33 protein-coding genes are annotated in these 26,257 nt (G+C 65.2%); 21 read left to right on the top strand and 12 right to left on the bottom strand.

From position 1 onward, the window contains the following. Positions 1–36: 36 nt before the first annotated feature. The 3 genes from ABC304_RS07895 to ABC304_RS07885 are packed head-to-tail and all read left to right on the top strand — an operon-like array spanning position 37 to position 2,674. Positions 37–1,461, top strand: a complete 1,425-nt coding sequence (locus tag ABC304_RS07895) for a ferredoxin reductase family protein (RefSeq protein WP_412930048.1) — start codon at positions 37–39, stop codon at positions 1,459–1,461. Further along, on the top strand, positions 1,458–1,928 hold the full coding sequence (locus tag ABC304_RS07890; protein ID WP_412930047.1) for an FMN-binding protein: 471 nt from the start codon (positions 1,458–1,460) through the stop codon (positions 1,926–1,928). Before ABC304_RS07895 ends, ABC304_RS07890 begins: the two co-directional genes overlap by 4 nt. A gap of 20 nt (positions 1,929–1,948) precedes the next feature. Next, positions 1,949–2,674, top strand: coding sequence for an FAD:protein FMN transferase (locus ABC304_RS07885; RefSeq protein ID WP_412930046.1), 726 nt, complete (start codon positions 1,949–1,951; stop codon positions 2,672–2,674). A 128-nt stretch (positions 2,675–2,802) separates the two neighbouring features. Here the strand turns inward: ABC304_RS07885 and ABC304_RS07880 are convergent, their stop codons facing one another. The 7 genes from ABC304_RS07880 to ABC304_RS07850 all read right to left on the bottom strand — a co-directional run bounded on the left by ABC304_RS07880 (position 2,803) and on the right by ABC304_RS07850 (position 8,799). Next, a complete protein-coding gene (locus ABC304_RS07880) occupies positions 2,803–3,474 on the bottom strand; it encodes a M23 family metallopeptidase (protein WP_412930045.1) in 672 nt (223 codons plus the stop codon). A gap of 388 nt (positions 3,475–3,862) precedes the next feature. Further along, positions 3,863–4,705, bottom strand: a complete 843-nt coding sequence (locus ABC304_RS07875; RefSeq protein WP_412930044.1) for a F510_1955 family glycosylhydrolase — start codon at positions 4,703–4,705, stop codon at positions 3,863–3,865. A 64-nt stretch (positions 4,706–4,769) separates the two neighbouring features. Next, positions 4,770–5,384 carry a DUF305 domain-containing protein gene (locus ABC304_RS07870; RefSeq protein WP_412930043.1) on the bottom strand — a complete coding sequence of 205 codons (615 nt, stop codon included), beginning with the start codon at positions 5,382–5,384 and terminating at the stop codon, positions 4,770–4,772. 104 nt (positions 5,385–5,488) lie between these two features. Beyond that, on the bottom strand, positions 5,489–5,938 hold the full coding sequence (locus ABC304_RS07865; RefSeq protein WP_412930042.1) for a DUF6153 family protein: 450 nt from the start codon (positions 5,936–5,938) through the stop codon (positions 5,489–5,491). Positions 5,939–5,975: 37 nt separating this feature from the next. Continuing rightward, the gene (locus ABC304_RS07860; RefSeq protein WP_412930041.1) at positions 5,976–8,120 is read right to left on the bottom strand and encodes a heavy metal translocating P-type ATPase; all 2,145 of its coding nucleotides are present in this window, start codon (positions 8,118–8,120) and stop codon (positions 5,976–5,978) included. Positions 8,121–8,154: 34 nt separating this feature from the next. Further along, the gene (locus ABC304_RS07855; protein WP_412930040.1) at positions 8,155–8,484 is read right to left on the bottom strand and encodes a heavy-metal-associated domain-containing protein; all 330 of its coding nucleotides are present in this window, start codon (positions 8,482–8,484) and stop codon (positions 8,155–8,157) included. A 33-nt stretch (positions 8,485–8,517) separates the two neighbouring features. Further along, a complete protein-coding gene (locus ABC304_RS07850; RefSeq protein WP_412930039.1) occupies positions 8,518–8,799 on the bottom strand; it encodes a metal-sensitive transcriptional regulator in 282 nt (93 codons plus the stop codon). A gap of 119 nt (positions 8,800–8,918) precedes the next feature. Here ABC304_RS07850 and ABC304_RS07845 point away from each other — a divergent pair, with 119 nt between their 5' ends. The 9 genes from ABC304_RS07845 to ABC304_RS07810 all read left to right on the top strand — a co-directional run bounded on the left by ABC304_RS07845 (position 8,919) and on the right by ABC304_RS07810 (position 15,477). Continuing rightward, the gene (locus ABC304_RS07845; RefSeq protein ID WP_412930037.1) at positions 8,919–9,263 is read left to right on the top strand and encodes an ArsR/SmtB family transcription factor; all 345 of its coding nucleotides are present in this window, start codon (positions 8,919–8,921) and stop codon (positions 9,261–9,263) included. Beyond that, positions 9,260–9,973 carry a cation efflux transmembrane domain-containing protein gene (locus tag ABC304_RS07840; RefSeq protein ID WP_412930036.1) on the top strand — a complete coding sequence of 238 codons (714 nt, stop codon included), beginning with the start codon at positions 9,260–9,262 and terminating at the stop codon, positions 9,971–9,973. Before ABC304_RS07845 ends, ABC304_RS07840 begins: the two co-directional genes overlap by 4 nt. 78 nt (positions 9,974–10,051) lie before the next feature. Further along, on the top strand, positions 10,052–10,417 hold the full coding sequence (locus tag ABC304_RS07835; protein ID WP_412930033.1) for an ArsR/SmtB family transcription factor: 366 nt from the start codon (positions 10,052–10,054) through the stop codon (positions 10,415–10,417). Next, entirely contained in the window at positions 10,414–11,544 is a 1,131-nt protein-coding gene (locus tag ABC304_RS07830) for a cation diffusion facilitator family transporter (RefSeq protein WP_412930032.1), read from the top strand. The genes ABC304_RS07835 and ABC304_RS07830 overlap by 4 nt, the downstream gene beginning before the upstream one ends. A gap of 2 nt (positions 11,545–11,546) precedes the next feature. Beyond that, on the top strand, positions 11,547–12,443 hold the full coding sequence (gene lgt / locus ABC304_RS07825; protein ID WP_412932865.1) for a prolipoprotein diacylglyceryl transferase: 897 nt from the start codon (positions 11,547–11,549) through the stop codon (positions 12,441–12,443). 236 nt (positions 12,444–12,679) lie between these two features. Next, positions 12,680–13,276 carry a recombinase family protein gene (locus ABC304_RS07820; RefSeq protein WP_412930029.1) on the top strand — a complete coding sequence of 199 codons (597 nt, stop codon included), beginning with the start codon at positions 12,680–12,682 and terminating at the stop codon, positions 13,274–13,276. A gap of 10 nt (positions 13,277–13,286) precedes the next feature. After that, positions 13,287–14,312, top strand: coding sequence for a DDE-type integrase/transposase/recombinase (locus tag ABC304_RS07815; RefSeq protein WP_459564422.1), 1,026 nt, complete (start codon positions 13,287–13,289; stop codon positions 14,310–14,312). Between the two features lie 2 nt (positions 14,313–14,314). Further along, positions 14,315–14,671, top strand: a complete 357-nt coding sequence (locus ABC304_RS18255; RefSeq protein ID WP_459564421.1) for a Mu transposase C-terminal domain-containing protein — start codon at positions 14,315–14,317, stop codon at positions 14,669–14,671. Next, complete coding sequence (locus ABC304_RS07810) at positions 14,671–15,477, top strand: AAA family ATPase (protein ID WP_412930027.1); 807 nt, start codon at positions 14,671–14,673, stop codon at positions 15,475–15,477. Before ABC304_RS18255 ends, ABC304_RS07810 begins: the two co-directional genes overlap by 1 nt. Positions 15,478–15,630: 153 nt before the next feature. On the opposite strand, the gene ABC304_RS07805 is transcribed toward ABC304_RS07810, so the two are convergent. The 4 genes from ABC304_RS07805 to ABC304_RS07790 all read right to left on the bottom strand — a co-directional run bounded on the left by ABC304_RS07805 (position 15,631) and on the right by ABC304_RS07790 (position 17,829). Continuing rightward, a complete protein-coding gene (locus ABC304_RS07805) occupies positions 15,631–16,257 on the bottom strand; it encodes a recombinase family protein (RefSeq protein ID WP_412930025.1) in 627 nt (208 codons plus the stop codon). Between the two features lie 120 nt (positions 16,258–16,377). Then, positions 16,378–16,911, bottom strand: a complete 534-nt coding sequence (locus ABC304_RS07800) for a hypothetical protein (protein WP_412930022.1) — start codon at positions 16,909–16,911, stop codon at positions 16,378–16,380. Between the two features lie 87 nt (positions 16,912–16,998). Then, positions 16,999–17,571, bottom strand: coding sequence for a hypothetical protein (locus ABC304_RS07795; protein ID WP_412930020.1), 573 nt, complete (start codon positions 17,569–17,571; stop codon positions 16,999–17,001). A 69-nt stretch (positions 17,572–17,640) separates the two neighbouring features. Next, positions 17,641–17,829, bottom strand: coding sequence for a hypothetical protein (locus ABC304_RS07790; RefSeq protein ID WP_412930018.1), 189 nt, complete (start codon positions 17,827–17,829; stop codon positions 17,641–17,643). A gap of 230 nt (positions 17,830–18,059) precedes the next feature. Here ABC304_RS07790 and ABC304_RS07785 point away from each other — a divergent pair, with 230 nt between their 5' ends. From ABC304_RS07785 to ABC304_RS07755, 7 genes are all read left to right on the top strand, one after another. Then, positions 18,060–18,650: a hypothetical protein gene (locus tag ABC304_RS07785; RefSeq protein ID WP_412930016.1), complete on the top strand. Its 591-nt coding sequence runs from the start codon at positions 18,060–18,062 to the stop codon at positions 18,648–18,650. Continuing rightward, entirely contained in the window at positions 18,629–19,264 is a 636-nt protein-coding gene (locus ABC304_RS07780) for an RNA polymerase sigma factor (protein ID WP_412930014.1), read from the top strand. Before ABC304_RS07785 ends, ABC304_RS07780 begins: the two co-directional genes overlap by 22 nt. After that, a complete protein-coding gene (locus ABC304_RS07775) occupies positions 19,230–19,628 on the top strand; it encodes a LacI family DNA-binding transcriptional regulator (RefSeq protein ID WP_412930012.1) in 399 nt (132 codons plus the stop codon). Before ABC304_RS07780 ends, ABC304_RS07775 begins: the two co-directional genes overlap by 35 nt. Positions 19,629–19,912: 284 nt before the next feature. Continuing rightward, positions 19,913–21,159 (top strand): IS3 family transposase gene (locus tag ABC304_RS07770; protein ID WP_143003672.1). Its coding sequence is split into 2 segments (ribosomal slippage): positions 19,913–20,225 and positions 20,225–21,159, totalling 1,248 coding nucleotides; the frame shifts between segments, so codons are not numbered across the junction. Between the two features lie 133 nt (positions 21,160–21,292). After that, a complete protein-coding gene (locus tag ABC304_RS07765; protein ID WP_412930010.1) occupies positions 21,293–21,415 on the top strand; it encodes a hypothetical protein in 123 nt (40 codons plus the stop codon). A gap of 40 nt (positions 21,416–21,455) precedes the next feature. After that, complete coding sequence (locus ABC304_RS07760; protein ID WP_412930008.1) at positions 21,456–22,868, top strand: Fic family protein; 1,413 nt, start codon at positions 21,456–21,458, stop codon at positions 22,866–22,868. Between the two features lie 391 nt (positions 22,869–23,259). Further along, positions 23,260–23,466, top strand: coding sequence for a DUF7455 domain-containing protein (locus ABC304_RS07755; protein ID WP_412930006.1), 207 nt, complete (start codon positions 23,260–23,262; stop codon positions 23,464–23,466). A 20-nt stretch (positions 23,467–23,486) separates the two neighbouring features. Here the strand turns inward: ABC304_RS07755 and ABC304_RS07750 are convergent, their stop codons facing one another. After that, positions 23,487–24,047, bottom strand: a complete 561-nt coding sequence (locus tag ABC304_RS07750) for an HIRAN domain-containing protein (RefSeq protein WP_412930005.1) — start codon at positions 24,045–24,047, stop codon at positions 23,487–23,489. Between the two features lie 589 nt (positions 24,048–24,636). Between ABC304_RS07750 and ABC304_RS07745 the strand changes: the two genes are divergently transcribed. Both ABC304_RS07745 and ABC304_RS07740 read left to right on the top strand, forming a co-directional pair. Beyond that, on the top strand, positions 24,637–24,903 hold the full coding sequence (locus ABC304_RS07745; protein ID WP_412930003.1) for a hypothetical protein: 267 nt from the start codon (positions 24,637–24,639) through the stop codon (positions 24,901–24,903). A 196-nt stretch (positions 24,904–25,099) separates the two neighbouring features. After that, entirely contained in the window at positions 25,100–26,233 is a 1,134-nt protein-coding gene (locus ABC304_RS07740; RefSeq protein ID WP_412930001.1) for a hypothetical protein, read from the top strand. Positions 26,234–26,257: the final 24 nt, after the last annotated feature.

The following is a 26,257-nucleotide window of genomic DNA, read 5'->3' as shown; positions in this document are numbered from 1 at the left end:
TAGGCGGAGCATAGGAATTCTGCTGATGCTCGATCCATGAGCACACAGCAGGCAACACTGCTTCCCGCCACCTCCGCACCGGGCCTCCGGGTCCCACGTGTGGACAGGCGACGTCAGTACGCCCGCCGGGCGCGGATGTCCGACCTCCTGGTGACACTCCTGTGGGCCTCCGGCGCCGCCGCCACCGCCTTGTATCTCGCATACGGTGGCCTGGCGGATTGGACCAGCACCGCGGGGGTGGTGACCGGTCTGGGCATCATCGCCGGGCTGGTTGGCACGGACTTCGTCCTTGTCATGCTGCTGCTGGCCGCGCGTGTGCCGATCATCGATCGCACCGTGGGCCACGATCGCGCGATCGCGACTCACCGTCGTCTCGGAAAACCCGCTCTTTACCTCCTGCTCGCTCACGGCCTCCTGCTGCTGGTGGGGTACGGGATGTCTGCCGGCATCGACCCGATTGCGGAGATTGAGGCGATGCTCGCGCTTCCCGACATGCCGCTCGCGTTCGTTGCGATGGGATTGTTCATCGCGGTCGTGGTGACCTCGCTGGTGGCGGTGCGCCGCAAGTTCAGCTACGAGGGCTGGCATCTCATCCATCTCCTCAGCTACGCGGCGGTGATTTTCGCTGTGCCACATCAGTTCAGTAACGGCGGTGTCCTGGCGGCCGGTACCTGGCAGCAGGTGTATTGGATCGCGCTGTACGTCACAGCACTGTCGGCGATCGTCGTGTGCAGGTTCGTCACCCCGATCGTGTCCACCTTGCGGCACCAGATCACGGTGTCTGGCACGGAGACTCTGTCACCGGGGGTGGTGTCCATTCATCTGCGCGGCCGGAACCTCCGCCGCCTGCGCAGTGAGGGCGGACAGTTCCTGATCTGGCGGTTCTGGACAGGCAAGACCTGGTACCACTCGCACCCTATTTCCCTGTCGGCAATGCCCAGCGACAGCCACGTACGCATCACTGTGCGGGATCTGGGGGCTGGCAGCCAACGCATCGGCAGGGTCCCGGCCGGCACACGGGTCTCGATGGAAGGCCCCTACGGACTGTTCTCCGATGTTGCTCGGACTTCCCCACGACTTGCGATCATCGCCGCCGGCATCGGCGTCACTCCCGCACGGACGCTCTTGGAAAGTTCCCCCCTTACACCGGGCGAAGCCACCATCCTGCTGCGCGCAGGTGACCGCGATGAGATGTATCTGTGGGACGAGATCGAACAGATCGCGGCCGCGAAAGACGCGACCCTGTACCGGTCAGTAGGTCACCGTGGCGCCGGGGTGTCGAGCTGGCTGGCGGCGGAGGACGCTGCCCGCGGTGTGTCCCTGCAGAGCATCTTCCCGAAGCTGATGCACTCCGACCTTTACCTGTGCGGTCCCAGCGCCTGGCTGGACGCTGTGGAGGCCGAAGCTCGATCCCTCGGCGTCCCTGAACACCACATCCACGCAGAAAGGCTCGACTGGTGAAGCGCGCAACCCTCACAAGTGTCCTCGCCTCCGTAGCGTTACTCCTCGGGGGATGGCAGATCGGGGCGCACACCCTCGCCGCCACGCTGGGCACCACCCCCCTCAGTGCCAGCGTCCCCGCCGGCACGGGAAACACGCCCCCCGTCCCATCGACGCCATCCGCCGCGGTTGCCCCCAGCAGCGGTCTGAAAGACGGCACCTTTACGGGTGCGAGTACGCAAACGCGATACGGCAACGTGCAGGTGCAGGTGACGGTCTCCGGCGGCCAGATCACCGATGTCAGTGCGCTGCAGCTCACAAACCGGGATCGTGAATCCGCACAGATCAGCAACCATGCCGCCCCCCTGCTACGTCAAGAGGTCATCGCTTCCCAATCCGCGAAGGTTTCCAATGTGAGCGGAGCCACCTACACCACCGATGGGTACCTCACCTCGGTGCAATCCGCGCTCGATCAGGCACGCTCCTGATGCGCCACGTATTTCCCACCATGGGCACCGTTGTTTCACTGGACGTGCCGGACCCGAACGCCGCCCTCGTCCCCTGGGACGACATCGAGGCGGTGTTCAGCGACGCGGATGCCCGCTTCAGCCTGTACCGGCCAGATTCCGAGCTGAGTCAGATCAACGCTGGACGCGGAAAGATCACCGACGGGAGCGTGCAGGTACGCGCCTCCTACGAACTAGCGTCGGAGTGGCGCATCCGCACCGGCGGCGCTTTCAGCCCCACCCGCCCCGACGGGGTCCTTGACCTCAACGGGGTCGTCAAAGCGCTCGCGATGCGCGATGCGGGCGCCCTTCTTGCGGACGCAGGATGCCAGGACTGGACACTTGCCGTGGGCGGAGATCTGCTCACCTCGGGAACACGTCCCGGAGGAGGGGGCTGGCTCACCGGAATCATCGATCCCGCCCACCGCGCGGAACTCTTGTGTGCGGTTGAACTTCGTGACGGGCACCGCGCCGTAGCCACCTCAGGGAGCGCCGAGCGCGGTGACCACATCTGGAACACCGGCGCGGCCCCCACGTTCGTTCAAGTGAGTGTTCTCGCTGAGGACATCCTGACCGCCGACGTCCTCGCGACCGCCATCGTCGCCGGCGGGGAACCTACGTTGCGGGACGCGTGTGCTCGGTGGGCGATCGATGTTCTCACCGTTGATGCGGCAGGCGGTCTCACCGCAACGGCAGGCTTCCGGTCGCTGCTCGCTTCCAATGGGTGAGTTGGAGATGGATGAGTGAGGTGACTCGGCAGCCATCTGCCCGCCGACGAGCCCGCCGCGTCAGCTGAACGTCCCAGTGAGTGCCGACGCTTCGGGTTCGCGTACACGCGCATGCCGGACGTTCGTCGTCAGCAGGCGGAGTGTTCCTTCAGCCAGGGCAACGGATCGATGGCGGTGGTCCCGTCCTTGAGTACCTCGAGATGTAGGTGGGCGCCGAAGGACCGTCCTGTGTTACCAGTACGGCCAACGTATTGGCCGACGCTGACTGTGTCGCCGGCTTCGACTTGTCGGGAACCGTATTCCATGTGGGCGTAGCGGGTGGAGACGAGCTGTCCGTCAACGAGGTGGTTGATGACGACGGTGACTCCATAGGCGCCGCCGTTTTCAGTCGAGGTGCTGACAACCCCGTCGGCAATGGCTTGGATGTGGGCCCCGGCGCCGGGAACGAAGTCGGTGCCTTCATGCATCTTGCCGTCGCGCATGCCGAATCCGTAGGTCATCGGAACCCCGACGGCGTAGGGCCATTGGATGGTGCAGTCCGGGTTGTTGGTGAATACTGCGCTGGAGTAGTTCGTGATGCCCTCGTTCCCGGCGAGATCCACGAGGGTGGCGGTGGAGTAGCTGTCGCGAGTGATGATGGGAGTGGCCTGCGTCTGTTCGGGTGTGACGTACGCCTGGATGTCTTCGGGCCGTGAACTGTCCACCGGAGTGGTCCCCGGTTCTGTGTGCTCGTGCGGGAGCGCCTCGGCATCAACGGTCATCCCGACGGTCAGCATCGCCACAAGTCCGAGGACGCTCACAGACAAGAACAGTGCTCGCGCCCGAGAGTGTGGCTGCGGATGGGTCGGCGTCAAGGTGGGCTCCGCTGCGAACGCGAACGAGCGCGCCGAAGTCGGCGCGGACGGCGCAGTTGCTTTCGGTGTGAACGAGAACAGGTGGGCAGCGGCATCGAAGGCGTCTTGCGGCGGTTTCGCGGGGGTGCGTGTCGGTGGATCTTGGCGGGTTGTTTCGGATGGCTGTGTGCGGGTGCGGGCTTGCCGTCGCGTGAGGACAGCTTCGGGCTGCTTGGTCGCTGCGGGCGCGAGCGGCGCTTGGGCGCCGGTCGAAGGTCTGCTCCGGGAGCGCAGGGGTGTGTGTTCGGTGGTGGGTGGATGCGTGAACAAGAGTGGTCTCTTTCAGATGAGCGGGTCAGCCAGCCGCGGGTATGGGGAGCAGGGTGAGTCCGCTGTCGTCTACGACGGCAATGTCTCCGGCGTCGGTGATGACGATGGCCTGGGCCGAGCCGTGCGCGGTTCCGACGTTCCGCCAGATCGGATCGCTGGCGCTGCTGGTCCAGATGGTCTCTTTGCTGTCCACGCCGACGAGCCGCTGATAGTCAGGCGACGCAGCCAGCGGATACAGGGTGGGCGCATCGGGCACCAGGGTGAATGTGTCGCCACGGTCGTTGCTGACCTGGGGCCCATCGGCGGTGGTCGCGATAACGCGGCCGCTTGTATCGACGACGATCGCGAAGACTTGCAGCCTGCTACCGGTCGGGGCCCAGCTGACACCCCGGTCGGTGCTTACAAGCAGCACGTTGTCGTCGGTCGCTTGGGCGTAGAGAGTGCCGTCCGGGCTGGCGGTGAGGGCGTGGAAGTCTTTCTCCCCCGTGTACGCGACCGGATCCCACGTCGTCCCACTGTCTTGGCTGCGGATGATGCCGAGGTTGTGTTCGCCCAGGTCCGCGGGTGTGCGGGTGCCGGGGTGGCCGGACGCGAGGAGGTCTCCGCCGAGGGCGGTCAGGCCCATGGCATCGAGGTTGTCGCTGCCGACTCGGGCGCCGAGTCGCCCGTCCGCGGTGGCGGAGTAGATGCCGTCGTGGGTGCCGAGCAGGAACCCCTCACCATCCGGCGCGGCCACGATCGCGTGCACGTGCGGCATTGCGGTCGCGTGGTTGATGCCGGTAGTGGGCGGCGTGGCGGCCACGCACCCGGTGAGGGTCAGAGTGAGAAGCGCGACGAGGCATACTGTCGCGCGCAGGGGAACGCGCATAGGCACCCTTTCGAGTCCGGGGTGAGGGACACCCCGTTGCGGGGTGTCCCTCACCGGGGGTGCGTCAGAGCTGCGCGAGCAGCTCTTTCATGGTGGCGATCTCGGCCGTCTGCGTGAAGACGATGGTCTGCGCGAGCGCGACCGCGTCTGAGTTCTGGCCGTTGTCGACCTCGTCCTGCGCCATGGTGACGGCGCCCTCGTGGTGCATCGTCATCTGCTCGAGGAACAGGCGGGACGCGTCGGTGCCGGTGGCGGCGTCGAGGGTTTGCATGTCCTGGTCGCTCATCATTCCGCCGCCGTGGTCCATGCCGCCCATCGAGCTGGTGCCGGTGTCGGCGCCCCACTCTTCTAACCATCCCTGCAGCTGCTGGATCTCGGGTTGCTGGGCGGCTTTGATCTGCTCTGCGAGTGTGATCACACCGGCGTCGATGCCGTCTTTGGCGAGGATCATGTCGGCCATCTCGACGGCTTGCTGGTGGTGCGGGAGCATCATCTGCGCGAACATCACATCCGCGTCGTTGAAGTTCGCCATCACCACGGACGGTGAGGCGCTGCTGCTGCTGCTGCCGTGGTCCATGCCCGGCATCGAGCCGGAACCGGCGGTGTTGCCTGCGCAGCCGGCGAGGGTAAGTGCGGTGGCCAGGGCCAGTGCGGCGGTCGCCGCGGTACGAATTCTCATCAGGGTTCTCCAAAAGGGGTACGTGAAAGGGTGCGCCTGGTCAGGGAGACCGGCGTGCGTCAGTCAATGGGAGCCTGCGGCAGGGTCGCCGAGGCTCGGACGCGTCACGTACGACTGATGCAGAGAACTGTGAGAGAAGGAGGGCGAAGACCCGGGATCCCGGGGGGTGAGATCGCAGGCGGTCCCGGTCGGGGAAAACGCGCGAGCCACTGGCGGACCGCGGTCGGCCGGGCCAGGAGAAGCACCGTCGCCAGCAGGGCGAGGACGCATGCCATGGCGAACATGCTCGAGTGGTCCGACCCGCAATCCGGGCACCCGTCATCCACCGCGGCGGTCGCGCCCGCGTGGGAGTCGGTGCTCATCCCGGAAGGGTCGGTGGTGGCCATGGTGGCCATGGTGGCGTGGTGGCCGGTTTCCGCGGCGGTGTGAGTGTTGAGGGAGTGCATGGCCAGCAGGCCGATGATGACCGCGCCGGTGAGAGCGATCAGCAGCAGCAGCGTGCGGGCCATCGAGCGGCCGGCGCGCAGGTGTTCTGTGAGTGCGATCAGCGACATGTCACCTCCCTCGTCCTTCCACGGTACGACACCCCTCTCAGTTGCGGCGAATGACGGCGTCCGGGCTGAGGTCCAGACGCCGCAGCAGCTGGGCGTTGAGGGCGACCACGATGGTGGACAGTGACATCAGGATTGCTCCTACCGACATGGGCAGCACGAACCCGATCGGGGCGAGCACTCCGGCGGCCAGTGGGACGGAGAGGAGGTTGTAGCCGGCTGCCCACCACAGGTTCTGGGTCATCTTCCGGTAGCTGGCCCGGGACAGTTCGATCACCGACACCACCGAGCGTGGGTCGTCGGAGGCGAGGATCACCCCGGCGGAGGCGATCGCGACGTCGGTGCCGGCGCCGATCGCGATACCGACGTCAGCCTGGGCGAGGGCGGGGGCATCGTTCACCCCGTCGCCGACCATTGCGACCTTCCGGCCCTCGCTCTGCAGCTGCTTCACCTTGGAGGCTTTGTCTTCGGGGCGGACACCGGCGAAGTACCGGTCGATGCCCAGCTCCTTGGCTACGGATGCGGCGACGGCTTCCGCGTCACCGGTGATCATGACCACCTGCACGCCGCGGCCCTGCAGCGCGGTCACGGCCTCTCGGGATTCGGGGCGGATCTCGTCCGCGAGCCGCAACGCACCCGCCACGACCCCGTCAATCAGGACATGCAGGATGATCGCGCCCTCCTCGCGCCACTCGTCTGCGACGGGCAGCTCGCTCGCCCCGGCTTGTTCGAGGAGGTACGGGCCACCCACCTGCACAGTCCGCCCGTCGACTAGCGCGCGAACACCGACCGCGGGTGAGGATGCGAAGTCGCTGGCGCGCGGGACGGTAAGCTGACGTTCTTTCGCAGCGGTGACGATCGCGCGCGCGAGGGGGTGCTCGGAGTCCGTTTCGGCGGCGGCCGCCAGGGCGAGGAGCTCGTCGGGGTCGACCCCGACGACGGGGTCGATGGCGGTGACGCCGGGGGTGCCCTTGGTGAGCGTGCCGGTCTTGTCGAACAGGACCGTGTTCACGGTGCGCATGCTCTCCAACGCCAGCCGGTCCTTCACCAGCACACCCGCCTTCGCGGCGCGTTCGGTGGCGATGGACACCACCAGCGGGATCGCCAACCCGAGCGCGTGCGGGCACGCGATCACCAGCACCGTGATGGTGCGAACGACAGCATCATCGGGGAAACCCAGCAGCGTCCACGCGATCGCAGTGATCGAGGCCGCGCCGAGCGCGAACCAGAACAACCACCCGGCGGCGCGGTCGGCGAGGCGCTGCGCACGGGAGGAAGAGTTCTGTGCCTCGGTGACCAGCTTCTGAATCCCGGCCAGGGCAGTGTCCGCACCGACCGCGGTGATGTCCACCCGCACTCCGGAGTCGGTGGCAACGGTCCCGGCGATCACCGGGTCCCCGTCGCTGCGGCGCACCGGGCGGGACTCGCCCGTGATCATCGACTCATCCATGCTGGCCGAGCCCTGCACGATCCGACCATCCGCCGGCACCCGGCCACCGGGGCGGACCACGACAACGTCCCCGACCAGCAGGTCCGCGGGAGCAACGGTCACGGTGGTGTCCCCGTCGACCTTCTCGGCCTCATCCGGGAGAAGCGCGGCGAGGGAGTCCAGGGCGGAGGTGGTTTGGGCAAGGGAGCGCATTTCGATCCAGTGGCCCAGGAGCATGATGACGATCAGCAGCGCCAGCTCCCACCAGAAGTCCAGCTCGTGATCCAGCACCCCGAGGCTCGCACCCCAGGACGCGACGAACGCGACCGTGATCGCCAGCGCGATCAGCAGCATCATCCCGGGCTTGCGGGCGCGGAGCTCACTGACCGCGCCGGTGAGGAACGGGGCACCACCCCACACGTACATGACTGTTCCCAGCAGCGGCGACACCCATCCGACCCATGCGGCGTCGGGAAGGGGGTAGCCGAGCAGCATCGAGAACATCATCGAGAACCCGACGACCGGGGCGGCCAGGACCAGCATGATCCAGAACAGTCGCCGGAACCGGGCAACGTGATCGCCGTGACCCGCGTGACCGCCATGGTCCGCGTGCCCGTGATCGACATGCCCTGCGGCCGGCGCCGGGGCGTCGTCGTGACCGGTGTGACCCATCGCCGCATTATCGTTCGCGGTGGCAGTCGAGGCGGCGTGATCGCGGGGGTTCACGGGGTGCGGGGAGTGATCGTGCTGGCTCATCAGAGCCTCCTTCGTTGCGTCGCGTCGAAGTGCTTTAGACCTGTCTGTCGGCCAGGGTGTAGCCGGCCTCTTCCACGGCTGCCTTCACCGCGGACGTGCTAATCGGAGTGGAGCTCTGAATGGTGACCCGGGATGCGCCGCCAGCATGTAGGTCGACGGTGACGTTCTGCACGCCCTCGATACCGGTGATCTCCTCGGTGACGCTGGACACGCAGTGCGCACACGTCATCCCCGACACCAGCACCTCCTCCGTCACCGACGACGCCGCGGAAGTGGGCATGTCGGCAGCGGAAGCCGGCGCGGCGCAGCAAGAGCAGCCTGCGCTAGTGGCCTCTTTGAGCCCGAGGTCGATGCGGTCAGTCATGGTGTGTCCTCCGGTTAATGGTGGGGTAGTCGTTCAGGAGCGGACGAGACGTGCGATGGCGTCGTTGGCTTCACGGATCTTCTCCGCGGCGACCTGGCCGCCTTCGGCAGAGGCCTCGGCGACGCAGTGGCGCACGTGATCGCCGAGCAGCGAGAGTGCGACCGTTTCCAGCGCCTTTGTCGCGGCGGACACCTGCGTGAGGATGTCGATGCAGTACTTGTCCTCATCGACCATCCGCGAGATTCCCCGCACCTGACCCTCGATGCGCCGAAGCCGAGCCTGGAGATCGTCCTTGTTGCTGTCGTAACCGTTCACACGCATACCATACCCCCCTAGGGTATCAAGCGCCGCAGAGGTCGACATTATTCCGGGATGGCACGGACCGCGGTCCTGCGTGGCGACGGTTTGTTCAGCATTTCCTGTACTATCCGAGGATGTCCGCGATGACGACCACTGCCACTGCGACGCACACGGCTGCACTCGCGCGGCTGGGGCATGCGCTCTCTGACGCCACCCGCACGGGCGTGCTGTTGGCGCTTCGGGAGGCCCCCGCGTATCCGTCCGATCTGGCTGCTGCCTTGCGGGTTTCTCGTCAAGTGATGTCCAATCAGCTCGCGTGCTTACGCGGCTGCGGACTCGTGGAGGCGGTCCCTGATGGGCGCCGCACCTGGTACCGCCTCGCGGACTCCCACCTCGCCCCCGCCTTGGACGAGCTGCTCCGGGTCGTGCTGTACGTGGAGCCCGATTGCTGCGCGGGGCAGAGCTGCACCTGCTCATGAGCACCACCGCTCCGCGAGTGACAGGCGACCGCCGACACATTCTGCAACGCCGCATCAGGTGGATCGTCACCGCGACCATCGCCTACAACATCATCGAAGCGGCCGTGGCCATCACCGCCGGCACGGTCGCGTCCTCGGCGGCGCTGATCGGGTTCGGACTGGACTCCACGATCGAAGTGCTCTCCGCCGCCGCCGTCGCGTGGCAGTTCACCCGCCGTGACCCGGAACGATGGGAGAAGAGCACATTGCGGGTCATCGCGATCGCGTTTTTCGCCCTCGCCGCCTATGTCACCGTCTCGTCCGTGTTCGCCCTCATCGGTCGGGTCGAGGCTGAGCATTCAACGCTCGGCATCGTCATCACGGCCCTCAGTGTCGTGATCATGCCGTTCCTGTCGTTGGCTGAACGCCGAGCAGGACGCGAGCTGGGGTCCGCCACCGCAGTCGCCGACTCCAAGCAGACCTTGATCTGCACCTACCTGTCGGCCGCCGTACTCGCCGGGCTGATCACGAACAGCTTGTTCGGGTGGTGGTGGGCGGACGCTATCGCCGGCCTGATCATCGCGGCCTTCGCCATCCGCGAAGGCGCCGAAGCGTGGCGCGGCGACGCCTGCGCCACGTCCGTCGGCATGCTCCTCGACGACGACGACGACGACGACGACGACGACGATCACGATCACGAGGGCGGCCGTGAAGGCCGCCGGCACCACTGAAGGCGCCACAGACGGCAGATGGGCCGGCCGTGCAATCTCTGGGGCGTCCTCGAAGCCACACAGGCGTAGTATCTGCGTATGAGCGTAGATAAGCAGGAATGCGGGTATCGGCCGGACAGCTCCTATGTGGAGCTGGCCGTGGAAGTGTTCGGGATGCTTGCCGACGCGACTCGGGTGCGCATCATCCTCGCGTTGCAAGACGCGGAGGAGCTGTCGGTGAACAGCATCGCCGAAGCGGTCGACAAGTCCCCGGCCGGCGTATCGCAGCATCTCGCCAAGCTTCGTCTGGCCCGCATCGTCGCGACCCGTCAAGAAGGACAAAAGGTGTTCTACCGGTTGGAGAACGAGCACGCCTCCCGCCTCGTCGCCGACGCCATCTTCCAAGCCGAACACTCCCTTGGCGACACCCCCCGCCACCACCACGCGGATCGAATCAGCGAATGACCACCGGCAACGAGCACCACACCGCACACCGGCACGGCCACGCGCACCAGCAAAAGCACGAGCACGCGCACGGAAACGCGCATGAGCACGGGCACGAGCACGGTGGTCATGACCACGGCGACGGTCATACCCATCCGACTGGGTTCAAGGGGTTTGTTTACGGGCTGTTCGTGCCACACTCGCACGACGCAGCCGACTCCATCGACGACGCCATGGAAGCCAACAGCTCCGGTATCCGCGCGTTGAAGATCAGCCTGCTGATTCTGCTGGCAACAACGGTCTTGCAGGCGGTGGTCGTGTTCTTCAGCGGTTCGGTTGCGCTGCTGGCAGACACCATCCACAATTTCTCGGATGCGCTCACCGCCGTCCCCCTGTGGGTGGCGTTCATCCTCGGCCGGCGCGCCGCATCCCGCCGCTACACCTACGGGCTCGGCCGCGCGGAGGACCTCGCCGGGTTGTTCATTGTGTTCGTCGTCGCGCTGTCCGCGATCGTGGCCGCCTGGCAGTCCGTCGACCGCATCATCCACCCGCAGCCGCTCACCAACATTGGCTGGGTGATCGCCGCCGGAATCATCGGCTTCCTCGGCAACGAGATCGTCGCCGTGTACCGGATCCGCGTCGGACAGCGCATCGGCTCCGCCGCCCTGGTCGCCGACGGCATCCACGCCCGCACCGACGGGTTCACCTCCCTCGCCGTGGTCGCTGGCGGGGTTGGTGTGCTGCTCGGATTCCCGCTGGCGGACCCGATCGTCGGGCTGATCATCTCCGCCGCCATCTTCGTCCTCCTCATCGGCACCGTCCGCAGCGTCGGCCGCCGCCTCCTCGACGGCGTCGAACCCGAACTCGTCGACAAAGTCGCGCACGCCCTGGACCACGTCGACGGCATCGACCGGGTCGACCGCATCCGGCTGCGCTGGAACGGACACCGCCTCGAAGGCGACGCGATACTCACCGTCACCGCCGGCGCCTCCCGGCAGCAGCTCGACGCGATCACCGTCGACGCGAACCGCAGCGTCCGGGCCCACCTCCCCAACGTGGACGAGTTCCTCGTCAGCACCCACCGTCCCCCGGTCGAACCGACCCGACCGTTGAACGTCGTTCCCGACGGCGAAGGAACACAGCTTTGAACATTCACCCTGCGAGCATCCCCAGCCCCGACCCGGCATGGGCAAGCTTCCAGCTCGGTCCGGTCACTATCCACACCTACGCACTGTGCATCATCGCCGGCATCATTGCCGCCGTCCTGATCACCGACCGCAGGCTCCGCCGACGAGGCGTGCAACCCTGGGCGGTCATCGACATCGCATTCTGGATTGTTCCGCTCGGTATCATCGCGGCACGGTTCTACCACGTGTTCACCCACGTCTCCGACTACTTCTACCCTGGCGCGAACCTGTGGAACGTGTTCGCTATCTGGGACGGCGGCAACGCCATCTACGGGTCCCTCATCGGCGGCGCGATCGGCGCCTACATCGGATGCCGCCGCGCCGGGCTCCGCTTCTGGGCCTTTGCCGATGCTCTCGCTCCCGCACTCCTCGTCGCCCAGGCCATCGGCCGACTCGGCAACTACTTCAACCAGGAACTGTTCGGAAACCCCACCACCCTGCCCTGGGGACTTGAGATTCTCCCCGCAGCCCCGATGTTCCCCGCCGGCCTCCCCGCCGGCACACTGTTCCACCCCCTCTTCCTCTACGAGATGATCTGGAACCTCATCGGGGCGACCCTCATCGTCGTGCTCGAGCGACGCCTCACGCTCGGATGGGGACGAAGCCTGGCTATCTACCTGATCTGGTACGGCATCGGGCGTAGCGGACTCGAAGCGATCCGCATCGACCCCACCAGCGACGCGCCCCTCGGCATTCCCGCCAACATCTGGGCATCCATCCTCGTCGCTCTCCTCGGCGTCGCCTTGATGATCATTCAGACCGTTCGGCACCCCACCCCCGAGCCCACCCCATTCGTCAACGGTCACCGCGCATCGACTCCGTCCGACGACAACGACACGATCCCCAACGGTCTGAGATAGGCCGGGGGTATCAGCTCACCGCAGAAGCCCTCGGGTCGCTGAGCTCCGTATCACCGCATCCCGAACACATGAACTGGCGTCTCGTAAAGCTACAGCTTTTCGAGACACCGGCGGGAGCGGCACCGACATCTCGGACAATCGCGAGTTCTCGGGAGGCGATCTGTCTCGAAAACTCGTCTCGACACAAACTGTCTTACCCAGGTGCAGGGAAGAGCTTTCTAAATCACACTGGCGTGATGAGGCTTCTGGGGTACACGCGGGTGAGCACGACGAGTCAGGATGCGCAGCTGCAGCTTGATGCGCTCGTCGGTGCGGGGGTACAGAAGCGCGATGTGTTCGCGGACGTCACTTCGGGGAGCCGGGCGGCGATCGAGCGGCCCGGTATGAAGAAACTGATCGAGCACGCTGTCGAGGGAGACACCGTGGTCGTCTGGCGGGTCGACCGTTTGGGGCGGTCGCTTATCGACGTGCTGAACACGGTGAACCTGTTGCGTGCGGCCGGGGTCCAGGTCCGATCGATCTCGGACGGGATTGACCCGACGACGTCGACGGGTCGGTTGATGCTGAACATGCTCGCCACCCTCGCGGAGTACGAGCGGGAGCTGATCGTGGAGCGAGTGACCGCGGGGATCGCTGCGGCCAGGCAGAACGGGACCCGCTTCGGTCGCCCCGTATCGGACCCGGTGGTGATTGCGGACAAGCTCGAGCTGGCGCGGGAGGCGCGCGCGAAGGGGCGCACCGCTGAGGATGCCGCCCGCCTCGTCGGCTGGAGCCGCGCCACCCTGTACCGTCACCAGCAAGCCGCGGCGGCTGGCGAGAGCGCTGCGATGTAGCAGGCGTGGGATGGACGGTGAGGAGCGGTGGCGGATTCTTCGGCTGCATGTCGAAGACCAGATCCCGCTCGCCACTCTTGCCCGGGACACCGGAGTCAGCGAACGCACGTTGCAGCGCTGGCATCAGCGTTACCGACGCGACGGATTCAACGGCCTGGACGATCATCAACGTTCCGACGCAGGCTCACGTCGCACCGCGGCCGAGACGGTCGCGTTTGTTGAGCGCCTCGCGCTGACCAGACCGCGCCCGAGCTTGGCGACGCTGCATCGCCTTACGGTCACTGAGACCACCCGGCGGGGTAACCCTGCGCCGAGCTATGCCACGGTGCGTGAGATTGTGCGTTGCCTCGATCCCGCCCTCGTTACCCTGGCGCTTGAGGGGCCGGCGTCGTATCGTGACCGCCACGAACTCGTGCTGCGCCGCCGAGCAGACCGCCCGAATCAGATCTGGCAGTCCGATCACACCGAGTTGGACATCCTCATCGTCGGGTCTGACGGGAAGCCCGATCGGCCGTGGCTCACGACCGTCATGGACGACTACTCTCGCACGATCTGCGGATACACCGTCTTCACCGGGGCGCCGTCGGCCATGAACACGGCGCTGGCCCTCCGGCAAGCGATCTGGCGGAAGGCCGACCCCGCCTGGGCGATGTGTGGCATCCCGGACATTCTGCACGTCGACCACGGCTCGGATTTCACCAGCCAGCATCTCGAACGCACCGCGATCGCGCTGCACATCCGCATCATCCACTCGATCGTCGGCCGCCCCCAAGGCCGTGGCAAGATCGAGCGGTTTTTCGGCACCATCAACACGGAACTTCTCACCACCCTCCCCGGACACCTGGGACCCGGCAGCCGCACCCCGACACCGTCGATGGACCTGCCCGCGCTGGATCGGGCAATCGGCGCGTTCATCGCCGTGTACAACGACCGCCGGCACTCCGAGCTCGGCATGTCACCCAGGGACGCGTGGGTCGCCGACGGCTGGCTTCCGCGAATACCCGACAGCCTCGAGCACCTCGACACACTCCCTTAACTGTGCCGAAGAACCGGATCGTGCAACGAGACGGGATCCACTTTCAAGGCCAGCGCTACCTTGCACCCACTCTCGCGCCGTTCGTCGGACACCCGATCACCATCCGGTACGACCCCCGCGATATCTCCGAGATCCGCGTCTACGACCATGACACCTTCATCTGCGTCGCCATCGATGAAGCCCATCCGAACCTACGGCTCAGTCTCCGAGACATCGAAACTGCGCGGCGGGCCCGGCGACGCGAACTGCGCAAGGTCATCAACGACCGCATCCCGACGACCGCGGTCCGCCAAGATCCCCGCCCTACCTCACCAGCGGTCCGGCGGAACCGGCTACGCACCTATGAAGAGGACGAGTGATGAGCCAGGCATTCATCGTGACCAAGGAGCACCGACGCTTCACTGAGTTCGCGAACGCGGTCCGGAAAGAGAAGACCATCGGCATCTGTCACGGCGATGCCGGCGTCGGCAAAACCCAATCCGCCCGAAGGTACGCCAACTGGGACGCACTCGAGCCTTACATCAACCAGTGGGGACCCCGCAGCGACGCGGACGCCCCGCACTATGCCCTCGCCAACCGATCCCGAACCGTCCTCTACACCCCCGACGTCTTGCCAAGACCGAAAGACCTCATTCGCGAGATCAGCCACTGGCAGCTGAAAGTCGACACCTGCGTCGATGAACATCAACGGGCACTAGGCAACGTCACCGGGCAGCGGCCACACAGCCACACCTTCGTCGAGCTGCTCATCATCGACGAAGCAGAACGACTCACCCCCATGGCCCTAGAACTTCTCCGCGACCAGCACGACCGCACCCACGTCGCCATCATCCTGATCGGCATGCCCGGCATCGACCAACGCTTCCGCCACTACCCCCAGCTCTACAGCCGGCTCGGTTTCTCCCACCACTACCGCACCCTCGGACGCGACGAACTACTCTTCGTCCTGGCCCGCCACTGGAAACGTCTCGGCCGGACCCTCGACCCCGAAGACTTCACCGACGCGCAAGCCGTCGGCGCCATCGAACGCATCTCCCGCGGCAACTTCCGGCTCCTCGAACGACTCTTCCCCCAGATAGCCCGAGTCCTCAAGATCAACCAACTCGAAACCATCACCGACGACGTCGTCGAAGCCGCCGCAAGCATCCTCGTCATCGGCGACTAGCGACACGGAACGACCGCAGAAGGCCGCCACGAAAAGTCGAGCTCCACATGCACGACGCACTTCACTTGCCCGGAACAAGCTCCGGGCCTCGACCTCGGGGCTGTCACGTTTGACGATCCCCACCCGACACACCCCCGTCCGTATGAGGGACCCTCACTGCGAATCTTTTCGGGCGGGTCTAACGGGAACGGCACGAATCGATGCCAACACTTCTGATCGCTGGAGGGTTCTATACACGGTGGAGCGGGCGACGTTGAAGATCTCTGCCAGTTCGGTAGTCGAGTGGGTGCCAGTGAGGTACGTGTTCACGAGGTGGCGTTGCTGAGGCGCGGACAGTTTCGGCTGCTTCCCTCGCAGGTGTCCTTTGGCCTTCGCTACTTGCATCCCCTCCCGCGTGCGAGCTCGGATGAGGTCAGATTCGAACTCGGCGACCATCGCGAGCACGTTGAACAGAAGACGCCCGACCGGGTCCAGTGGATCGTGAACAGAGCCGCCGATGCTGAGCTTCACGTTCTTCGCGGTGATCTCGTCGATGATGTCGGTCGCGTCTCGCAGCGATCTTGCTAGTCGGTCCAGCTTGGCCACCACCAAGGTGTCACCGTCGCGACAGGCGGCGAACGCTTCGCGGAGTCCTGGTCTCGCTCGATTCGTGCCGGTAAGCCCGTGGTCGGTATAGACGTGGCACGGTGCAACTCCGAGCCGCTCGAGAGCGGACCGCTGTGCGGTTAGGTCTTGTTCATAGGTGGAGACGCGGGCGTAGCCGATCAATAGTTCACTCATTCTCGGACGGTGCTACCGAAAACGCCGCTGCACAAGGGTGCTGTCCTGCTGGACTCCTCCCAGAGGGTCACTTGACGTACAGGTTCTCGTGCTTCGTCGGCGCGGCTTCGCAGCGCACGCCTATAGGCGTGCCTTGTCCCGTCGACGCCATACAACGCCGAGCGCGGTGAACCACACTCCGGTGACGAACAGCGCGATTGATACCAGGTAGAGGGGCACTCCTCGACCTACGGCTAAGGGGTCAGCGATGAGGAGAGGGACACTGAGAGCGGCGGCAAGGAGGAGAACGACGCCGAACGCTAAAGCCGCCGCGGGATTATTGGGCCGTCTTGCGAACACGCCGGCCTCTTGGTCGTCGCTGTTAGACGCCTTGCTCAAGTGGGTACGTGCGGTTGCGTGCTTCCGGTTGTTGAGAAGGTACGGGTAGCGGACAGAACCGTCATCTGTCAGCGGCTTGCGCTTGACCAATGAGTAGATGCCCGTGATGAGGAAGAAGACGCCGAACACGAGGGGGAACAGGAGGCCATCGGTTCCGGGCGATCCGGGCTCCGCGTCCCAGAGCCGCCAGAGTTGGAAGCTACCGACGCCGGTGAGGCCTATGCCGATAGCGAATAGCACCCACCCGCTGATGTTCCGTCCTCTTCGTTCGGGCATGCTCACTTCTTATTCGTGCCGCGATGCCGCGGCAATAGCTTGCGCCGTCAAGAATGGCCTCCCGGTCTGATCCCAGTGACGCGTCCTTTATTCGTCTCCGACCGTGATCGTTTCAGGCAACGTGTCTCCGGTCTCCATAGCCACTCGCCGAGCAACGGCCCCGTCCAGAATGTACATGCCGGCGTTCGATCCCGTGATGAAGAACTGAGTTGCCGCGGCGCCGTCGAGCATCGTCGGAGTCAGCCACAGGACGTACGTTCTACCCGTTTCGAGGAGAGGGCGCGAGGCCGGATCTTGTCGGACAGCGACGGTGTCGCCAACCTTGACCGCTTCAGCATCAGGTGCGGTAGCTCCCAGTTGAGGGGAAGCGGGAGCGATCGCCACCTCGAGAGATGAGACCGTCGCTCCGCCGTCGGTGCTTTGGTCCGTGACCGTGCCAATCACGATCGCCGTGCTATCGCTGGCGAGCCCATCGATCGAGTCATAGAGCTCGGCCCTACTGCCAGCTCCCTCGGATGCGCTACCCGCACAGCCTGACTGCACGATCAGAAGCGAGGCGATCACCGCGGCTAGCCCCACCCGCCCAAGGCTCGACGCCACGGTCACAGGCCACGTGCCCTCCGACTTTTCAGCGCTCAGCAACCAGCCCATACTGATCATGAGCTGAGCCTAGGACGGTGGCTCCATTTATCGACCTACCCAGCCCGTGAGTGGATCCGGCGCGGGCGATCACCGTCGACTCCACACCAGAGTGGCGACAAGCGCACTGATCGTCAGACCAGCAGCGACTCCGAGAAGTGTGTGCGCAAGAGCGAAGTCGATGTTGGGCCGGGTCGCCAGCGCGATCAACGCACATAGCGCCATAACCGCGACCATCAGGCCCAGCAGGATGGCTGCAATCAGTCGGGCCGGGTGCATGAGTGAATCATGGCAGTCCGGAGGCGCGTGGGTCCGCATGAGGATCCTTCAGGGGGCGGCCGAGGATCGTCAGACGCAACAGTTGGAGATGGTCGGAATGCTCGGAGCTGTTCGGCTCTGACTCAACGTCATACTGTCGTGGCGTCTAAGCGATTCCTCATCTCAGGGAATTTGAGACACGTCACGGTTCTCCGGACATGTACTGTCTGAGACCCTGAGAGTGAGCCGACGTGGATGAACTGACTGAAAGACTTGACCAGGCAGATCCGGCAACCGGACTGCGCCGCGACGAGGCGGCGGCACTAATCATGGCGATGGTTGACGAGCTTCCTGCAGACAGAATGCAGCGTCCGCGATGGTGGCAGAACTTGAGAATCATGGTTCCGCTGGGTGCGGTCGGCGCGCTCGCTCTCACCGGAGCAGCGATCGCTGTTCCACTGGTGATTGCCGTGAACGGCGAACATGTCGATCTTGATGCGCGTGTCCCCATCGTTTACGAGACGGAGACTGGGGTATCGGTTACTTGCGAGTACGGCGTGTACGTGATGAGCGGAGACGCTCGGACCGCTGAAGACGAACGCGCCGCAGAGATCCTTGCTAGTGAGGACTGGACTGGGGTGGGTCAGGACGTCTACGATTCTGCGATCGCCAACCCGCATGTTCCACAGGAAGGGGAGATCTGGGCCAACGACAGCCCTGAGCTGCGCGACGGGGTTGCGTTCAAGTTGGCGCTAACGCGGGTCATCACTTCCCGTCTCCCTCCTGACCTGCAGGGCGTGGGAATGGGGAGCACCGACACGTGTACAGGTCCGTTCCGGTGACCGAACCCAACCGGAGCTCAGCTCCTGACGCCTGGGCTGTCGAGGTTATTCGGGCCAATGGCGCGGACCTTCTTAGCTACCTCGCCCGGCGAATCACACCGCCCGCTGATGCGGCTGACGTGCTCAGCGATGTACTCACTGTCATTTGGGCAAAGCGGATGAACATCCCGCAGGGTGTTGAGCCGGCTCGCATGTGGAGCTTCGGCGTCGCGCGCAACGCCCTCCGCACTCATCGTCGGAGGGGATATCGGCAGAAGAGACTCGCGGACGCACTACGCGTGAATTTCGACCGCCTGTTGCCCGAACAGCCCATCGACCCCGTCGAGGCTGCACACTGCACGCAACGCCGCCTCGATACTCAGGCAGCGATTCGCCGGCTGCCGAAAGTCGATCGCGAGCTCGTCATGCTGGTGCACTGGGACGACTTCACTGTAACCGAAGCCGCTCAGCTACTCGGCGTCAATGCGTCTACGGCACGCACCCGTTACAGCCGGGCCCGGCAATGGCTCGCGGTCGAGCTGAGCGATCACCGACGAGTCTCACCCGCTCCTCAGCCCAACCGATCGCTCGGCTTAGGCGATGCACTCCAAGACCGCACAGAACCTCTCGCATAAAAGGTATGAGTGTCGACGAACCCATCGCGCTGGGTGTGTCAGATCGGGATCCGCGTGCGCGCGGTTGGGGTGCGCGACAATGCAACCGTGGAATCGATTCTCTTCGAGGGTCTTGTGTCGACCGCGTACGGTCTGCTTTACGCCTTCCCGCGCGGGTGAAAACCGCGTCCCCACGATTGTTGACGTTGCGAAGCGGGCGGGGGTCTCCCGCCAAACAGTTTCACGGGTCATCAACGACAGCCCCGATGTGAGAAGCGCGACTCGAGAACGCGTCATGGAGACCATCCGCGAGTTGGGCTACCAAGCCGACACTGCCGCGCGCGCTCTAGGTCGACGTAGGGGCACGAGCACTGATCCCTCATGACGGCGGCATTAGACCCGGCCCGTCGGTCGGCTTGTGCCCCTACTGCGACCCCATCGCGACTGTGCCAGTTCAAACGACCCGCACAGACGGACGCTAAGCCAGCCGATCGCGACGCGCGAGCCGCATCCGTTAGCAGGCGATTCGGGCAGGTGCCGGCGGTGTTCGCTTTAGGTAGCGTTCAGTGCGGTGACGGTATGGGTTTTGAGAGAGCGGCGATGGGGCTTGACCCCTGATCTTGGACACGCTGATTCCAGCACGATGCTGGGGAAGCGAGAATCTGAGGGATGGCAAGGAAGAACTACACGGACGAGTTCCGGCAGCGTGCGGTGGATTTGTACGAGTCCACGCCGGGCGCGACGCTGAAAGCGATCGCGGCCGATTTGGGGATCTCCCGTGGTGCGTTGAAGGAATGGGTCGACAAGCTCGGATCCGGGACCGCTGCGGCCGGTTCGGTGTCGCCGCCGGTGTCGGTGCGGTCGGAGTCGCAGGCGGCGAGGATCATCCGGTTGGAAGCCGAGTTAGCGGTCTCGAGAGCGGAGCAGGTCAAGCTCGAGACGGAGCGGGACATCCTCCGTCAGGCGGCGAAGTATTTCGCTGCGGAGACGAACTGGTGAACCGCTTCCAGTTCGTCGAGGACCACAAGGACGCCTACGGCGTGAAGCGGTTGTGTGAGGTCATCGAGATCGCGAGGTCGTCGTTCTACGCGTGGCTGGCCGCAGCCCCGGGACGGGCCGCGCGAGCCGCGGACGACGCCCGGTTGGCGGCACGGATCCGGGTGCTGCAGGACCCCGCGCAGGGTGGTGACCGCGCCTACGGGGCACCGAGGATCACTGCCGACCTCAACGACGGCGTCCCCGCCGCCGGGCGGGTGAATCATAAGCGGGTCGCTCGGGTGATGCGGGAACACGCGCTCGCGGGGATCCGACTGCGCCGCCGGGTGAAGACCACGATCCCGGACCAGTCCGGACGGAAGTTCCTCGACCTGATCGGGCGGGACTTCAGCACCGGGGAGCCGAACCGCAGGTATGTCGGCGATATCACCTACCTCCCCATCGCGGACGGCAGCAACCTGTATCTGGCGACCTGCATCGACCTCGGGTCGCGCAAGCTCGCCGGCTGGCAGGTCGCCGACCACATGCGCACCGAACTCGTCGAAGGCGCTCTCCGCGGCGCGCAGCGCGACCGCGGATCGCTGGCCGGCGCAGTGTTCCACAGCGACCACGGCTCGGTCTACGCGTCGAAAGCCTACGCAGCACTCTGCGAGCAGCTCAAGGTGACCCAGTCCATGGGCGCGGTGGGCACGAGCGCCGACAACTCGCTGGCCGAGAGCTTCAACGCCGCGCTCAAACGCGAGCTCCTCCAAGGCGCGTCGGCGTTCCCCGATCAAGCCACCGCCTACCGGGCCGTGTTCCGGTGGACGAACCGATACAACACGCGCCGACGCCACTCCGCGATCGGCCAGATCACCCCGAACAGCTACGAGAACACCTACGCGGCCGCGAGATCAGCTACCCTCACGGAAGCGGCATAACCGAAATGACACCGTGTCCACGATCCGGGGTCAAGGCCCGATGACGGCTCAAGTTTGCAGGAGCTGTACTCGAAGAGGCAAGTTTTGTCAGGTCGAATCTGACCGGAGCTAACATCAAGGGGGCTCGCCCAACATGTTCTCCGAGACCGGCTTCATCAACATGCCCGCTGCCGGCTACTCGCTCACCGCCGCCAAGTACGAGGCCGGCAAGATCACCGCCGACGCCCCCGCCTTCACCAAGGCCACCCGCCGATGAGCCTCGACTCGCCCGCGACAAACCTGAAAGATGGATTCTCGTGACCGACACCATCATCTACCGTGAGATGGCCACCTACCGCGACGCCTGGATGAACGTTTCGCCCGGGACCATCGGCTCCACGGAGAGCAGCCCACTTCACGAAGCTAGAGCGACTCAAGATCTCCACGGACCGCTGGGGACCCTGATCAGAGCAGCGGCATTCGAGACGGGCGCCGTAGAAGACCTTTACTTGTCGGCACCGGGTGTGACTCAGGTAGTCGCCGAATCGCGCCCAGGATGGGAAGCCGCGGTGGCAGACGCCGGTCAAGGCGCCACCGATCGATTCGCAGACCAGCTCAACGGATACCGATGGGCGCGCGATTACGCACACAGCGCATCGGAGCACCCGATCAACGAGTCGCTGATTCGTGAGATACACAGCACGGTCTGCGCAAGTCAGAACACCGTTCAGACCAGCAATGGCCCCCGCCCACTCCGGCGCGGCCAATACAAGCAAACCGAAAACTTCGTCATCGACCGGTGGGGCACCCGCCGCGACTACTGCCCACCAGACCGAGTGACGGCCGAGATGGGCATCGCCATCGACATCTTCCGCGACCTCGAAGCAGCCTCCTCGCCCGATGCCGCATACGACACTCTCCGATCAGCAGCCTTCCTCCACTGGGCTTTTGCCCACATCCACCCGTTCGAGGACGGCAACGGCAGAACAGCACGGGTCCTCGCATCGATCCCACTCATTCGCGCCTACGCAGTTCCCGCCATGGTGTTCGCCGATCGCAAGCAGGCCTATCTGCAGGCACTCGACGAAACCGACCGCGGCAACCCCGCCGCATTCCTCGAATACACGACCCGTCGCACACTCTCCACGCTCACATGGCGCGACAACCTGACAAGCGTCGCGACCGACCGCGCCGCCGCCGACACCGCCCTGGATATACGCCACATCCTCGACGCCCAAACGGAACCCGCCGAAAGTGGCACCATCGTCATCTACCGGGTCAAGGAGCACATCCACCAGCAGATGGAGCAAGCCCTCGCAGACACCATATCGACGACAAACGCCACACACGAGCTCAGCGGGCACTACCGCAACAACCAGTTCGTCGCCCCCGACACCCACCAGCTGAGCAACAACTACACCATCCGCATCACCGAGCCGCTACCCGCGAGCATCGACTACACCGAAGATGTCTCCGTCGCCTCCACGCGCGACGTCACCGTTAGCTTCAGCTCCGAAGGCGGCAACTACAGCTACTGGCACCGACGGATCACCCTCAGCTTCGAAGACTGCAGCCCCAGCCTCAGCAACGAGGCACGCACTCAACTCGAAACCTTCTGCGCACTCGAAGCCGCCTACCTCACAGAACAACTTCTCACCGAGGTGACCACCGCCGCCCGATCACGCGGAACCCTCCCCGCAACAGGCCACTCACCACACACCCACCCCTGAACCACCCCACCAAAGCCACCACGACACGCCCACCGCGCTCGCCACATCCCGACCGCATTTTCGCGGGGTATTTCTTCGTCGTGCGGTAGAAGTTCCTACCGATCGATACGCCCTGAGGCTTCTGCCCGGGGCGTTCGTCATTACGGCCCTGACCGCTTGAGTGCGACGGGCGCGGGCGTCGTCTGAGGGGTCGACGCCCTGTTCCGTGACGCCTGGCGGCTGTCACGGGGACACGCCAGATCTCGGGCAGTCGCCTCACCTGCGGCCGAGACCTGGTCGAGAAGGGTCGCAGGCGACCCACAACACCGCGCGATAGACCGCGTGGGATGGCCGGGGTAGCGGCCGACCGCGAAGCCGGTCGCCACCCCCGCCGTCGATCGAGAGGGACCCCATGAACGTCCTCGACGACGAGGGCCTCGACCCCGAGCCCACCCAGCGCAACGGCGTGTGTGATAGCTGCGGTGCACGAGCGTTCGTATTCGTCGAGGTGAAGGGCACCGAGCTCGGCTACTGCGGCCACCACGGCGACATCTACCTACCCAGGCTGATGACGGTCGGCATCGTCGTCGCTGACCTGCGCACGTCGAACTCGCGGTGACCCTTCACTCACCGGGGATGTCAGCGCATGCCGCGGATGATGTGTCGCAGCACGTGAGGTTCAGCCGCCACGACCTTCGGCGGGTCCGCTGATATCGCCACCGCTTCGAGTGCGGATCCGCTGTCGAGCACCTTCGAAAGCGCTCTCGCCATGCTCTTGTTCCAATAGCCACAACGGACGCCGTGTTGAACGATCGCGATGGCATTGACGTCGTGCTCATTGCCCGGTTCGCGCACGAGCTGCACCGGGCCGGCGTGGAGCTGCCCTGGCGCGTAGTCGTCGCCGCGCACGCGCACACTCCAGATACCAAGCCCCCGAAGCGCGCGATTGCCGACGTTCACGAAGAGTCCTGTCGACTCCTCCGAAAGCCACCATTCGCCGTGATGCAGCTTCATCCGCAGCGGCGGCATGCCTTGGGCGTCGAGCACGAGCAGCTCGGCAGAGCGCTCCGACGGCAGGTAGGGCGAAACGTAGTCGTCGGGTGGTGATGAGCGACCGCGCTCGATGGTCACCTCGATTGTCGGCGCTTCTGGCTCGACCCGCCCCGGCTTGCGGCCCATTAACCAATCCCAGACGCCCATCCACGAAATCTAGTGACCCGGGGGGCCAGCATGAAAGTCTGCGCCGCAGCCGGCTGCCCAACCCTCACCCGCGCCAGCCGGTGCCTCGTCCATGCACGCGAATACGGACAGGCCCCGGATCTCGGCAAGCCCGCGGCTAGGGCGCCGCCCCACGATCGCCTCCGCGCTCAGTGGGCACCACCCGTCGCGCACGGTACCGTCCGCTGCGCGAAGCCGGAGCGCGGGCGCATCATCCGCGCCGGTGACCCGTGAGATCTCGGGCACACCCCGGATCGCGCCGGCCACCGCGGCCCCAAGCATCAGTACAGCAACCGCAGTGACGGCGGCAGGGCCGCCCACCGATAGATCACCCACCCAGGAGGAACCGTGAGCCTCATCTACAACGGCGGTCAGTCGCCACTCATCCAGCCCGTCACATCCGTCGGCGACGTGCGCAGAATCACCCGTGACAGCGGGACCAACGCGATGGCCCAGGCCGACGACTTCATCCAGGCCTGTGATCCTGAGATCGGCTACACCGCGGCGCGACGCGATCGAGTCGCCGCGCACCGGGCGCACCTCGCCGCATGGCTCGAGAAGGAGGACTGGCGTGGCCCGCATCCAGGTCCTGCCGCTCCCGACCCAGAAGCTGGGCGCCCACCAGCACACACCGTTCATCCTGATACTCGACAGCTTCGCAGACGACGAGGTGTGGACGGATCAGTACAGCGACGAGCTCCGTCAGCAGACCGGTGCGCTCACCGTCCTCGGCTACGAAGGAGCGGTCGACGCGCAAGGCTCACTCACGCTGACGGCTGAACAGCAGAACGCGATTATCGCCTGCGTCACGGCGGCCTCCGTCAGCGCGTCGGACTGACCTCGGGGCAGCTTCCCGTCTCATCCAGGGGGTTGGGGGGTACCTCCTTCGAGCCACCAGGGCACCGTACCGCTAACGCGCAGCAAGACTTGGGAGTTGGCCCAGGGACGTTCGGCTCGTATACGGATCCCTCATCGGGCTGAGCTCCGCGATGCGTAGTCTGAGGCGGAGAAGTAGGGCGAGGGGGCGACGGCTGGTGGTGGCTAGCGCGAAGAAGTCCGGCCAATGGATTGGCCAGGTGCAGTCCAAATGTTTGAAGAGCAAGGACGAACTGCCGGACGAGGGGGAGCTCGTTGATGCCGTATCGCGGGGCTGGGGTGTGTATCTGGACGGCTTCTGGAACCGCGATATTGACTTGGGATTCCTAGATCCGGTCATCGAGTCGCTGACCTTCCTCAAGCTGCGACACGTCGGGCCCGTCGTTGGTACGGAGATCTTGGAGCGAGCTTCGTCGCTCAAGGCGTTGCAGTTTTGGGGTGCTCGTGTTCGCGGCCGCGACGTTGGAGCGACCTTCCCCGCCCTTGAGGCGTACTGGGGGCCAGTGACTGCAGCTGTGGCCGGCATCTCACGCAGCGAGAAACTGCAGTGGATGTACGTTGACGGCCCGATCCACGCGAAAGCTGCTCGATTCGAGGGGCCTGTGAAAGCGTTCTTCCATGAGGGCTCTTTGAAGCAGGTGCTACCTGAGTTCGCCCAACCCGAGGCTCTCGAGTCGCTGTGTCGATCGGGCGTGCAGGAGTTTGATGCTCGCGTTCTCCTCTCCTTCACGCATCTCCGGGTGCTCAACGTGGCTATGTGTCGCGACCTCCAGAACCTTGATGCGCTTGGACAGTTGCGTAACCTGGAGCGTGTCGTTTTGAACGCCTGTGCTGCTTCCGGGAGGGGTTGGTCGTCGATCCCGGACGGCATCCCTGACGTCCGAATTTGGGAGCCGAGGTCCCCTGCTGCCGGGCGGCAGTGGCTGGATGACGCGAATGCGCGCGGTTGGGATGTTCGTGAGCTCGAGCACCTGTTCGATCGAGCCAAGACGAGCCGACCCGTCTTCCATGTCGCGGAGCCGGCGGAAGAAGACGCCCCTTGGGAAGTGGTTTCACAACAATTCGACTGGCTAGATGACAGCTTCCCGGACGGAGCCAGCGGCCATGACGTCGAGAAAGTCTTCAGGCGTCTGCTCAAGACCGATCCGAACTGGGACTACGACACCGCTGTCTTTGACGGCGAAGGAGACCAATTCATCGTGCAGCTCCCGACGCGCGCCCTAGCTGATCGCTTCGTTGAACAAGCCACGCAATTCATCACATCCCGGCGAGAGTCAACGACCCACAACTAGCGCCGCCAGTAGCCCGGCCCGTGG

Source organism: Microbacterium jepli (assembly GCF_047237905.1).
Lineage (GTDB): Bacteria > Actinomycetota > Actinomycetes > Actinomycetales > Microbacteriaceae > Microbacterium.
This window is presented reverse-complemented; position numbering and strand designations above follow the sequence as displayed.